Below are 11,683 nucleotides of genomic sequence, written 5' to 3' on the forward strand. Positions count from 1 at the left end.
TTGGTCAGACAGTGCTTTCCCTTGATAGGGTTGAGGTGCTCGTTCCGCGGCCGGCACCACACGGCGCGCTGTGATCCTGCACAATCCCACCCGTTCGTCGTCGCGAGAACTCTGACGAGTTCCACGCCCCGAAACAGGAGATAGCGCTGATAGCTAACGCTGTGCACCTGCTAGCCCCCATGGCAACCTCCGATGACGGCGGTTTCCACGGTCCGTCCATCGACGAGTTCTTCCCTCCCGCGATCTTCTTCGCCGGCACAGACTTCGAGATCAACCGCATCGTCCTCATCCGCTTCCTCGCGGTGATCGCGATCATCCTCGTCTTCTGGCTCGGCACGCGGCGCATGCGCGTCGTGCCCGGGCGGTTCCAGAGCGTCGTCGAGATGGGTCTGGACTTCACCCGCGTCAACATCGCCGAAGACCTCCTCGGCAAGAAGGACGGCCGGCGGTTCCTCCCGCTGATCACCACGATCTTCTTCGCGGTGCTGTTCATGAACATCACGGGCATCATCCCGTTCCTGAACATCTCGGCGAACTCCACCATCGGAATGCCGCTGGTGCTGGCCGTCGCGGCGTGGATCGCCTTCATCTACGCGGGGCTGCGCAAGCACCCGGCCGCGTTCTTCAAGAACGCGCTGTTCCCGCCGGGCGTGCCGTGGCCGCTCTACATCATCGTCACGCCGATCGAGCTGGTCTCCACGTTCGTGCTGCGGCCCATCACGCTGACGCTCCGACTGCTCATGAACATGATCGTCGGCCACCTCCTGCTGGTGCTGTTCTTCGCCGCCACGCAGTTCTTCTTCTTCACCGCGAGCCAGACGAGCATCTTCTACTCGCTGTTCGGTGTGGGAACGCTCGCCTTCGGCTTCGTGTTCACGCTCTTCGAGCTGCTCGTCGCCGTGCTGCAGGCCTACGTCTTCGCACTGCTCACCACCGTCTACATCCAGCTCGCGCTGGCTGAGGAACACTAAACGGCGCCAGGCACCCGCCTGCTCCACCATCACGAAAGGGAACAACAATGGCAGACACCGCCATCCTCGCCGAGGTCACCGGAAGCATCGCCACCGTCGGCTACGGCCTCGCGGCCATCGGCCCGGCCATCGGCGTGGGCATCGTCGTCGGCAAGACGATCGAGGGCGTCGCCCGTCAGCCCGAGCTGGCCGGTCGCCTCCAGGTGCTCATGTACATCGGTATCGCGTTCACCGAGGCGCTCGCGTTCATCGGTATCGCCACCGGCTTCATCTTCGGCTTCTGATCCCCCTTCACAGTCAGGAAGGAGGCGTCATGCTCCAGACCATCATCGTCGCGGCGGGCGAGGGCGAGTCTCAGAACCCGCTGCTGCCCGCGGCTTACGACATCATCTGGTCGCTGGTGTGCTTCGTCGTCATCCTCTTCTTCTTCTGGCGGCTCGTGCTGCCTCGCATGAAGAAGCTCCTCGACGAGCGTTCCGCTGCGATCGAGGGCAACATCGAGAAGGCCGACGCCGCTCAGAAAGAGGCCGAGGCGGCCCTCGAGGAGTACACCGCCCAGCTCGCCGACGCGCGTGCCGAGGCGGCCAAGATCCGCGAGCAGGCCCGCACCGACGCCCAGCGCATCGGTTCGGAGATCCAGGCCCAGGCTCAGGCCGACGCCGAGCGCGTCAAGTCGAACGCCCAGGTCGCGATCGAGGCCGACCGTCAGGCCGCCCTCGTGTCGCTGCGTTCCGAGGTGGGCACCCTCGCCATCGATCTCGCCTCCGGCGTGATCGGCGAGTCGCTCTCCGACGACAAGAAGGCCACGGCGCTCGTCGACCGGTTCCTCGCCGACCTCGAAGCCTCCGGCTCCGCGGGCGCAGACACCTCGGGAAAGAAGTAACACCATGGGAAGCGCGACCAGAGTAGCCCTCGGAGCAGCCAAGGACCGCCTCGCGGTCCTGGGCTCCGGGGCCGATCTGGCCACGGGAGAAGAGCTCTTCGCCGCTGGTCGGATCATCGGTGATTCGTCGCACCTGCTCGGAGCACTCTCCGACCCCGGAGCCGAACCCGTCGCCAAGACGGCGCTCGTCTCCAAGCTGTTCGGCCCCGTGCTGGGGTCTTCGGCCGTGGGGCTGCTCGAGGGCATCGCCTCGAGCCGGTGGTCGAGCCAGAGCGACCTGCTCGCGGGCATCGAGGAGATCGGCATCCGTGCCGTCGCCTCGTCGGCCCCGAAGTCGGCCTCCGTCGACGCCGAGCTGTTCGAGTTCTCCCGCGCTGTCGCCAGCGACGCGGAGCTCGAGCTCGCACTCGGCTCGAAGCTCGGTTCGGTCGACCAGAAGCGTGCCCTGGTGGAGCGTCTGATCGGGGGCAAGGCCTCCGCGCAGACCGTCGCCGTGGTGCTCGCGCTGGTCACCCAGCCGCGCGGCCGCCGCATCGGGGAGCTGCTGCGGTTCGCCTCGTCGGTCGTGGCCGACCAGGCCGGTGCCTCCGTCGCAACAGTGGTCAGTGCTTCCGCGCTCTCCGCGGCGCAGAGCAAGCGACTCGGCGCCGTGCTGCAGACGCAGTACGGCCGGCCGGTGCTGATCAACCAGGTCATCGACCCCGCGGTGGTCGGCGGCGTGCGCATCCAGCTCGGCGACGACGTGATCGACGGCAGCGTCTCGACGCGACTGAACGATTTGAGACTTCAGCTCGCCGGCTAGCGGCGCGCACACGAAACACTGGGGGCACACCCCATCAGAAAAGGGAAAACGATGGCTGAACTTACGATCCGCCCCGATGAGATCCGCGACGCTCTCAAAGACTTCGTCGCCGCCTACGAGCCCGGCAAGGCCGCCACCACCGAGGTCGGCTACGTCATCGACGCCGCGGACGGCATCGCCCACGTCGAGGGCCTGCCCGGCGTCATGGCCAACGAGCTCGTGCGCTTCGCCGACGGCACCCTGGGCCTGGCCCAGAACCTCGACGAAGACGAGATCGGTGTCGTGGTGCTCGGTGAGTTCACCGGCATCGAGGAGGGCCAGGAGGTCACCCGCACGGGCGAGGTGCTCTCCGTGCCCGTGGGCGACGCCTACCTCGGCCGCGTGGTCGACCCGCTCGGCAACCCCATCGACGGTCTCGGCGAGATCGCCTCGGAGGGTCGCCGCGAGCTCGAGCTCCAGGCGCCCGGCGTCATGCAGCGCAAGTCGGTGCACGAGCCGCTGCAGACGGGTATCAAGGCGATCGACGCCATGATCCCGGTGGGCCGTGGACAGCGTCAGCTCATCATCGGCGACCGTCAGACCGGCAAGACCGCCATCGCGATCGACACCATCATCAACCAGAAGGCCAACTGGGAGTCGGGCGACGTCGACAAGCAGGTGCGCTGCATCTACGTCGCGATCGGCCAGAAGGGCTCGACCATCGCCTCGGTGAAGGGCGCCCTCGAAGACGCCGGAGCGATGGAGTACACCACCATCGTCGCTTCGCCGGCCTCCGACCCCGCGGGCTTCAAGTACCTCGCCCCCTACACCGGCTCGGCCATCGGCCAGCACTGGATGTACGGCGGCAAGCACGTGCTCATCATCTTCGACGACCTGTCGAAGCAGGCCGAGGCCTACCGCGCCGTGTCGCTCCTGCTGCGCCGTCCGCCGGGACGCGAGGCATACCCCGGCGACGTGTTCTACCTGCACTCGCGTCTGCTCGAGCGTTGTGCCAAGCTCTCCGACGAGCTCGGCCACGGTTCGATGACCGGCCTTCCGATCATCGAGACGAAGGCCAACGACGTGTCGGCCTACATCCCCACCAACGTCATCTCCATCACCGATGGCCAGATCTTCCTCCAGTCCGACCTGTTCAACGCCAACCAGCGTCCCGCGGTCGACGTGGGCATCTCGGTCTCGCGAGTCGGTGGCGACGCCCAGGTCAAGTCGATCAAGTCGGTGTCGGGCACGCTCAAGCTCGAGCTGGCCCAGTACCGCTCGCTCGAGGCGTTCGCCATGTTCGCCTCCGACCTCGACGCGGCGTCGCGTCGTCAGCTCGCCCGCGGTGCACGTCTGACCGAGCTGCTCAAGCAGCCGCAGTACTCGCCGTTCCCGGTGGAGCAGCAGGTCGTGTCGATCTGGGCCGGCACCAAGGGTCACCTCGACGAGGTGCCGGTGGAGGACATCCTCCGCTTCGAGGCCGAGTTCCTCGACTACCTGGGCCGCACCGGTGACATCCTCACCACACTGGCCGCCACCAACAAGCTCGACGACGACACGATCGCCGCGCTCGAGAAGGCGATCGCCGCATTCAAGCTCGAGTTCCAGACGGGCGAGGGCAAGCCGCTCGCCTCGGTGGGCAGCGAGAAGTTCGAGGCCACCGACCCCGAGAACGTGGGCCAGGAGAAGATCGTCAAGGGCCGCCGCTAACCATGGGTGCTCAGCTCAGGGTCTACCGGCAGAAGATCAGGTCTGCCCAGACGACCAAGAAGATCACGAGGGCCATGGAGCTCATCTCCGCCTCGCGCATCCAGAAGGCCCAGCAGCGGGTCGCCGCCTCGGCACCGTACTCGCGGGCCATCACCCGTGCGGTGTCGGCGGTGGCGACCTACTCCAACGTCGACCACCCGCTCACCAGCGAGCGGGAGAAGCTCGACACGGCCGCGATCGTGGTCTTCACCTCCGACCGCGGTCTGGCCGGCGCGTTCTCCTCCTCCATCCTGAAGGAGGCCGAGCAGCTCGCCGAGCTCCTCCGCAGCGAGGGCAAGAAGGTCGTCTTCTACCTCTTGGGGCGCAAGGCGGTGGGCTACTTCAGCTTCCGCAAGCGCGCCAGCGTGGCCTCGTGGACGGGTGGCACCGACCAGCCCGTGTTCGAGACCGCCAAGGAGATCGCCGATGCGGTCGTCGAGGCCTACAACCTCGACGATGAAGAGGGCGGCGTCGACGAGATCCACCTCGTCTACAACCGCTTCGTCAGCATGGTCACCCAGACCCCTGAGGTCGTGCGCCTTCTGCCGCTCGAGATCGTGGAGGGCGAGGCCACGGAGACCGAGTCGCACGAGGTCTACCCGCTGTACGAGTTCGAACCCGACGCCGAGACGGTGCTCGACAAGCTGCTGCCGATCTACGTGGAGAGCCGCATCTTCAACGCGATGCTCCAGTCGGCCGCCGCCGAGCACGCCGCTCGCCAGAAGGCGATGAAGTCGGCCAGCGACAACGCCGACAACCTCATCCGCGACTACACGAGACTGGCCAACAACGCCCGTCAGACCGAGATCACCCAGCAGATCTCCGAGATCGTGGGCGGCGCCGACGCGCTGGCGTCCGCCAAGTAGACATCGCCCACCAGGCACACGAAGAAAAGAGAAAGCACAATGACTGACACTGCCACTGCGCCAGTCCTGGCGTCGGAGACCCCGAGCGGCGTCGGCCGCATTGCGCGCGTCACCGGCCCGGTCGTCGACATCGAGTTTCCGCACGACGCGATTCCCGACGTCTACAACGCCCTGAAGACCACGGTCGCCGTGGGCGGTATCGAGACCGAGATCACCCTCGAGGTGGCTCAGCACCTCGGCGACGACCTCGTGCGCGCCATCGCCCTGAAGCCCACCGACGGCCTCGTGCGCGGCCAGGAGGTGCGCGACACCGGTGCCGCCATCTCGGTGCCCGTCGGCGACGTCACCAAGGGCAAGGTGTTCAACGTGATCGGCGAGGTCCTCAACGCCGAGCCCGGCGAGACCATCGAGATCACCGAGCGCTGGCCCATCCACCGCAAGCCCCCGGCGTTCGACCAGCTGGAGTCGAAGACCAACCTCTTCGAGACCGGCATCAAGTCGATCGACCTCCTCACCCCCTACGTGCAGGGTGGAAAGATCGGCCTCTTCGGTGGTGCGGGCGTGGGCAAGACCGTGCTCATCCAGGAGATGATCCAGCGCGTGGCGCAGGACCACGGTGGTGTGTCGGTGTTCGCCGGTGTCGGTGAGCGCACCCGTGAGGGCAACGACCTCATCCACGAGATGGAGGAGGCGGGCGTCTTCGACAAGACCGCCCTCGTCTTCGGCCAGATGGATGAGCCGCCGGGAACGCGTCTGCGCGTGGCCCTCTCGGCCCTGACCATGGCGGAGTACTTCCGCGATGTGCAGAACCAGGACGTTCTCCTGTTCATCGACAACATCTTCCGCTTCACCCAGGCGGGCTCCGAGGTGTCGACCCTGCTCGGCCGCATGCCCTCCGCGGTGGGCTACCAGCCGAACCTGGCCGACGAGATGGGTGTGCTCCAGGAGCGCATCACCTCCACCCGTGGTCACTCCATCACCTCGCTGCAGGCGATCTACGTGCCCGCCGACGACTACACCGACCCGGCGCCGGCCACCACCTTCGCCCACCTCGACGCCACCACCGAGCTCTCTCGTGAGATCGCGTCGAAGGGTCTCTACCCGGCGATCGACCCGCTCACCTCGACCTCGCGCATCATGGACCCGCGCTACTTGGGCGCCGACCACTACCGCGTGGCCACCACGGTGAAGCAGATCCTGCAGAAGAACAAGGAGCTGCAGGAGATCATCGCCATCCTCGGTGTCGACGAGCTCTCCGAGGAAGACAAGATCACCGTGGCCCGGGCCCGGCGCATCCAGCAGTTCCTCTCGCAGAACACCTACATGGCGAAGAAGTTCACCGGTGTCGAAGGCTCGACCGTGCCGCTCAAGGAGACCATCGAGTCGTTCGACGCCATCGCCAAGGGCGAGTTCGACCACGTCGCCGAGCAGGCGTTCTTCAACGTCGGCCCGATCTCCGACGTCGAGGAGAAGTGGGCTCAGATCCAGAAGGAGAACGGCTGATCATGGCGAAGCCCCTGACGGTGAGCGTGGTCTCGGCCGACCAGCAGATCTGGTCCGGCGAGGCGAGCATGGTCGTCGCCAAGACGGTCGAGGGCGAGATCGGCATCCTCGCCGGTCACGAGCCCCTGCTCGCGATCCTCTCTGCCGGTGAGGTGCGCGTGAACGCCACGAGCGGCGAGCGTCTCGTCGCCCGCGCCGACGACGGCTTCCTCTCCGTGGAGAACGACACCGTCACGATCGTCGCGCGCGACGCCGAACTGATCAAGTAACACCCCTGGCAGACCGCCGCACCCCGCCTCCGGGCCGGGTGCGGCGGTCTTTCCCGTGAAAGGCCCCGGCCGTGCTCATCCTGCTCCCGCCCTCCGAGACCAAGCGCGACGGTGGTGAGGGCGCACCGCTCGACTACGCCGCACTCGCGCACCCGCGTCTCAATCCTCGCCGTCGTGGGGTGGTGCGACGGCTCCGCGCGCTCGCCCGCACTCCCGACGAGATGATGCGCCGGCTCAAGCTGGGCCCGAAGCTCGCGGGCGAGGTCGATCGCAACCGCGCCGTCACGAGCTCGCCCACCATGGCGGCCATGGATCGCTACACCGGTGTGCTCTACGAGGCGCTCGACGCTCCGACGCTGGACGGTGCATCGCGGGAGCGTGCCGGGGAGCGGCTCCGTATCCATTCGGCTCTGTTCGGTCTCGTCGGTGGCTTCGACCCGATCCCGGCGTACCGCCTCTCGCACGACTCCCGGCTCGAAGGGGAGACCTTGCGCGCCACCTGGGCGGCGCCCGTGTCGAAGGAACTGGCGGCGCAGGGCGACCAGCTCGTGCTCGACCTGCGCTCCGAGGGCTACGTCGGCCTGGGCCCGGTTCCGCCGACGGTGCGCTCGCACTTCCTGCGCGTGGTGACCACCGGAGACGACGGGGTGCAGCGGGCGCTGAACCACTTCAACAAGAAGGGCAAGGGCGAGTTGGCCCGCGCGCTGGTGCAGACGGAGCACGACCTCGACTCGGTCGACGACCTCATCGCCTGGGGCGCGGTGACGGGCTTCGCGCTCTCGCTCGCCCCCGACGGCGAGCTCCTGCTCGAGGTGTGACCCGCAGCCTGTCGCTCACGGGATGAACGGGATGCCCTCGTGGGCGAGCAGCCTGGCCTTCGTGGCGGCGCCGTCGCCCCAGCTCCAGCCCGTCACCCTCCCGGTGGCGGAGAGCACCCGGTGGCAACCCACGATGAGCGGCGTGGGGTTGATGGCGATCGCCCCGCCCACCGCGCGGCCGGAACCGGCCCGGCCGACGGCACGGGCGATCGCGCCGTAGCTCGTGTGCTCACCCCAGCGAAGCTCGGCGAGCACCGCCCAGACCGCGTGCTGGAACGGGGTACCGTGGTGCGCCACGGGCACGGTGAACCGTCTGCGCACCCCCTGGAAGTAGTCGAGCAGCTGTGCGACGGCCTCGTCGGCCACCGCGTCGGAGTCGTAGGCGAGACCGTCGTGGGGGAGCGAACCCCGTTGCTCCAGTGCGACCGAGGTGACCGCCTCTCCGTCGCTCAACACCTCCACCCGGCCGATCGGTGTCTCGCAGCGTTGCAGGAAAGGCGATGCAGCGCGCAGCTGAATCAGTGTGTCCATGCCTCGACGCTAGGGTCGCGGTCCCGGCCCCCTGCCTTCCCCGACGCGTTCTGTGGACAGTTGGGGCGCATCCGCTTGCCTGTGCAGGAGAAGTGGCTCGCCGGTGCGGGCGACTAACATCGATGTCGTGCCTACACGCTTGTCGTCCTACTTCCTCCGTACGCTCCGCGAAGACCCCTCCGATGCCGAGGTCACCAGCCACCGCCTGCTCGTGCGGGCCGGCTACATCCGCCGTCAGGCGCCGGGCATCTTCGCGTGGCTGCCGCTGGGGCTGCGGGTGAAGGGGCGCATCGAGGCGATCATCCGCGAGGAGATGGCGGCAGCGGGCGCCTTCGAGGTGCACTTCCCTGCGTTGCTGCCGAAGGAGCCCTACGAGCAGACCGGCCGGTACGAGGAGTACGGGCCCGGGATGTTCCGGCTGAGCGACCGCCGCGAGGCCGGTTACGTGCTCGCGCCGACGCACGAGGAGGTGTTCACGCTGCTCGTGAAAGACCTCTATTCGAGCTACAAAGACCTGCCCCTCACGATCTACCAGATCCAGGACAAGTACCGCGACGAGGCCAGGCCCCGGGCCGGACTCCTGCGCGGCCGCGAGTTCACCATGAAGGACGCCTACTCCTTCGACGCCAGCGACGCCGGACTCGACGCCTCCTACCAGGCGCAGCGCGACGCCTACGAGCGCATCTTCACTCGGCTCGGGCTCGAGTACGTCATCGTGAAGGCGGATGCGGGAGCGATGGGCGGCTCGAAGAGCGAGGAGTTCCTGCACCCCACGCCCGTGGGCGAAGACACCTTCGTGCGCTCGGCCGGCGGCTACGCGGCGAACGTCGAGGCCTTCACCACCACGGCACCTCCCGCCCGCTCGTTCGAAGGGCTCACCCCCGCGGAGGTGCTCGACACGCCGGACACGCCCACCATCCAGACCCTGGTCGATCGGGCCAACGACGTGCACCCCCGGCCCGACGGCCGCGCCTGGACGGCGGCCGACACGCTGAAGAACGTCGTGCTCGCCCTCACCCACCTCGACGGCTCGCGCGAGCTCGTGGTCGTGGGGCTCCCGGGCGACCGCGAGGTCGACATGAAGCGCGCCGAGGTGGCCTTCGCCCCCTCGGAGGTGGAGCCCGCGACAGAGGCGGACTTCGCGAAGCACCCCGGTCTCGTGAAGGGGTACATCGGTCCGTGGTCGCCCTCGGGTGCCGTGCTCGGCGAGGAGTCGGCCACGGGCATCCGCTTCCTCACCGACCCCCGGGTGTCGGAAGGGTCGGGCTGGATCACCGGGGCCAACGAGCACGGCCGCCACGTGTTCGGTCTGGTCGCGGGCCGCGACTTCTCTTCGGACGGCATCGCCCAGGTGGCCGAGGTGGTCGCGGGCGACCCCGCTCCCGACGGGTCGGGGCCGGTCGAGCTGGCCAAGGGGATGGAGATCGGCCACGTCTTCCAGCTCGGGCGCAAGTACGCCGAGGCGCTCGGGCTCCGGGTGCTCGACGAGAACGGCAAGCTGGTCACCGTGACCATGGGGTCGTACGGCATCGGCGTCACGCGCATCCTGGCCATCATCGCCGAGCTCAACAACGACGCGAAGGGGCTCATCTGGCCGCGCTCGGTCGCGCCGTTCGACGTGCACGTGATCGCCACGGGCCGCGGCGAGGAGATCTTCCAGGCCGCCGAGGCCGTGGCCGCCGAGCTCGAGGCCAAGGGTCTCGAGGTGCTCTACGACGACCGGCCCAAGGTGTCGCCCGGGGTGAAGTTCGGCGACGCCGAGCTCATCGGCGTGCCTCAGATCGTGATCGTGGGCCGCGGGGTCGCGGAGGGCGTGGTCGAACTGTGGGATCGGGCCACGGGGGAGCGCACCACACTGCCCCTGGATGCCGTGGCGGCGAGCTTCGGGTAGTCTATGCGTTTGACTGCCGGAGAGTTCGGCATCGAGATCTGAACAGAGGAGGCCGGAAGTGGACATCGACCTCAGCGTCCTACGTCTTCTGGAACGCGAACGAGAGATCCCTTTCGAGGAGCTCGTCGCCATCATCGAGCAGGCCATCCTCACCGCGTATCTCAAGCACACCGATCGCCCGGCCGCCGACGAGGAGGGCCTGCCCTCCGCGCGGGTGCACCTCGACCGCAAGTCGGGGCACATCAGCATCTTCGTGCCGGAGTACGACGACGACGGCGTGGTGATCGGCGAGGCCGAGGAGAACCCGAGCGACTTCGGCCGCATCGCGGCCTTCGCGGCCAAGCAGGTCATCAACCAGCGGCTGCGCGACATCGGCGACGACAAGGTGCTCGGCGAGTTCCGCGGCCGCGAGGGCGACATCGTGGCCGGCGTCATCCAGCAGGGGCCGAACCCGCGCATGATCCACGTCGACCTCGGGTCGATCGAGGCGATCCTGCCGCCCGAGGAGCAGGTGCCGGGTGAGGACTACGCGCACGGCACGCGCATCCGGGTGTATGTCACGAGCGTGGCGAAGGGGCCCAAGGGTCCGTCGATCACCGTGTCGCGCACGCACCCGTCGCTGGTGCGCAAGCTGTTCGCGCTCGAGGTGCCCGAGATCGCCTCCGGCGTGGTGGAGATCGTCTCACTCGCCCGCGAGGCCGGTCACCGCACCAAGATCGCGGTGCGGGCCACCGAGCCCGGCGTCAATGCCAAGGGCGCCTGCATCGGCGAGCTCGGCCAGCGCGTGCGCGCGGTGACCGCCGAACTCGGCAACGAGAAGATCGACATCGTCGACTACTCCGACGACCTGGCCACCTTCGTGGCCAACGCACTGTCGCCCGCCAAGGTGTCGAGCGCCTTCGTCATCGACTCCGCCACCAAGGCCGTGCGCGCGCTCGTGCCCGACTACCAGCTCTCGCTCGCCATCGGCAAGGAGGGGCAGAACGCCCGCCTCGCGGCCAAGCTCACGGGCGCGAAGATCGACATCCAGCCCGATTCCATCCTCGACGGGGACTGATCCGGATGCGCGTGCCGGATCGTGCCCCGATCCGGCCGGCCCGGAATATGGAGTAACATGGAACCCGTTAGAACGTGCGTCGGATGTCGTGCGCGCGCCACACGGTCCTCCTTGCTGAGGGTCGTCGCCAGGGATCGTGTCCCAGAGGGACAGGTTCTGGTCGTCGATGAGACGGCCACTCTTCCCGGGCGTGGCGCATGGTTGCATCCCTCACCCGAGTGCTTTCAGAAAGCGGTCACGCGTCGCGCCTTCGGGCGTGCGCTCCGCCTCGACGGGGCCCTCGACACGACAACAGTAGAGAACAGGCTGAACGGCACCGTGAACCCATGAGTGACAACTGATGAGCGGCTCGAAATGAGACCCG

At 67.8% G+C, this 11,683-nt stretch carries 13 protein-coding genes; 12 read left to right on the forward strand and 1 reads right to left on the reverse strand.

Features of this window, described 5'->3' with window-relative positions:
* The first annotated feature begins 179 nt into the window (after nt 1-179).
* The 9 genes from atpB to N1031_RS01565 all read left to right on the forward strand — a co-directional run bounded on the left by atpB (nt 180) and on the right by N1031_RS01565 (nt 7,840).
* Nucleotides 180-971 (forward strand): F0F1 ATP synthase subunit A, encoded by a 792-nt coding sequence (atpB, locus tag N1031_RS01525; protein ID WP_259477819.1) that lies wholly within the window; start codon nt 180-182, stop codon nt 969-971.
* Between the two features lie 47 nt (nt 972-1,018).
* The gene (gene atpE, locus N1031_RS01530; RefSeq protein ID WP_066040131.1) at nt 1,019-1,255 is read left to right on the forward strand and encodes an ATP synthase F0 subunit C; all 237 of its coding nucleotides are present in this window, start codon (nt 1,019-1,021) and stop codon (nt 1,253-1,255) included.
* A 29-nt stretch (nt 1,256-1,284) separates the two neighbouring features.
* On the forward strand, nt 1,285-1,854 hold the full coding sequence (locus N1031_RS01535; RefSeq protein WP_259477820.1) for a F0F1 ATP synthase subunit B: 570 nt from the start codon (nt 1,285-1,287) through the stop codon (nt 1,852-1,854).
* 4 nt (nt 1,855-1,858) lie between these two features.
* Nucleotides 1,859-2,656: a F0F1 ATP synthase subunit delta gene (locus N1031_RS01540; RefSeq protein WP_259477821.1), complete on the forward strand. Its 798-nt coding sequence runs from the start codon at nt 1,859-1,861 to the stop codon at nt 2,654-2,656.
* Nucleotides 2,657-2,707: 51 nt separating this feature from the next.
* The gene (atpA, locus tag N1031_RS01545; RefSeq protein WP_259477822.1) at nt 2,708-4,345 is read left to right on the forward strand and encodes a F0F1 ATP synthase subunit alpha; all 1,638 of its coding nucleotides are present in this window, start codon (nt 2,708-2,710) and stop codon (nt 4,343-4,345) included.
* A 2-nt stretch (nt 4,346-4,347) separates the two neighbouring features.
* Nucleotides 4,348-5,250, forward strand: a complete 903-nt coding sequence (locus tag N1031_RS01550; RefSeq protein ID WP_259477823.1) for a F0F1 ATP synthase subunit gamma — start codon at nt 4,348-4,350, stop codon at nt 5,248-5,250.
* 39 nt (nt 5,251-5,289) lie between these two features.
* Nucleotides 5,290-6,753, forward strand: coding sequence for a F0F1 ATP synthase subunit beta (gene atpD, locus N1031_RS01555; RefSeq protein WP_259477824.1), 1,464 nt, complete (start codon nt 5,290-5,292; stop codon nt 6,751-6,753).
* A gap of 2 nt (nt 6,754-6,755) precedes the next feature.
* A complete protein-coding gene (locus tag N1031_RS01560) occupies nt 6,756-7,022 on the forward strand; it encodes a F0F1 ATP synthase subunit epsilon (protein ID WP_259477825.1) in 267 nt (88 codons plus the stop codon).
* Between the two features lie 71 nt (nt 7,023-7,093).
* On the forward strand, nt 7,094-7,840 hold the full coding sequence (locus tag N1031_RS01565; RefSeq protein ID WP_259477826.1) for a YaaA family protein: 747 nt from the start codon (nt 7,094-7,096) through the stop codon (nt 7,838-7,840).
* A gap of 15 nt (nt 7,841-7,855) precedes the next feature.
* On the opposite strand, the gene N1031_RS01570 is transcribed toward N1031_RS01565, so the two are convergent.
* On the reverse strand, nt 7,856-8,371 hold the full coding sequence (locus N1031_RS01570; RefSeq protein ID WP_259477827.1) for a methylated-DNA--[protein]-cysteine S-methyltransferase: 516 nt from the start codon (nt 8,369-8,371) through the stop codon (nt 7,856-7,858).
* 127 nt (nt 8,372-8,498) lie between these two features.
* Between N1031_RS01570 and N1031_RS01575 the strand changes: the two genes are divergently transcribed.
* From N1031_RS01575 to N1031_RS01585, 3 genes are read left to right on the forward strand one after another with little or no spacing between them, the layout of a single operon-like run.
* Nucleotides 8,499-10,262: a proline--tRNA ligase gene (locus N1031_RS01575; protein ID WP_259477828.1), complete on the forward strand. Its 1,764-nt coding sequence runs from the start codon at nt 8,499-8,501 to the stop codon at nt 10,260-10,262.
* 58 nt (nt 10,263-10,320) lie between these two features.
* Nucleotides 10,321-11,319, forward strand: coding sequence for a transcription termination factor NusA (gene nusA / locus N1031_RS01580; RefSeq protein ID WP_259477829.1), 999 nt, complete (start codon nt 10,321-10,323; stop codon nt 11,317-11,319).
* Between the two features lie 57 nt (nt 11,320-11,376).
* Nucleotides 11,377-11,649, forward strand: a complete 273-nt coding sequence (locus tag N1031_RS01585; RefSeq protein ID WP_259477830.1) for a YlxR family protein — start codon at nt 11,377-11,379, stop codon at nt 11,647-11,649.
* Nucleotides 11,650-11,683 lie beyond the last annotated feature (34 nt).

Origin of the sequence: Herbiconiux moechotypicola (assembly GCF_024979255.1) — a bacterium.
GTDB classification, from domain to species: Bacteria; Actinomycetota; Actinomycetes; order Actinomycetales; family Microbacteriaceae; genus Herbiconiux; species Herbiconiux moechotypicola.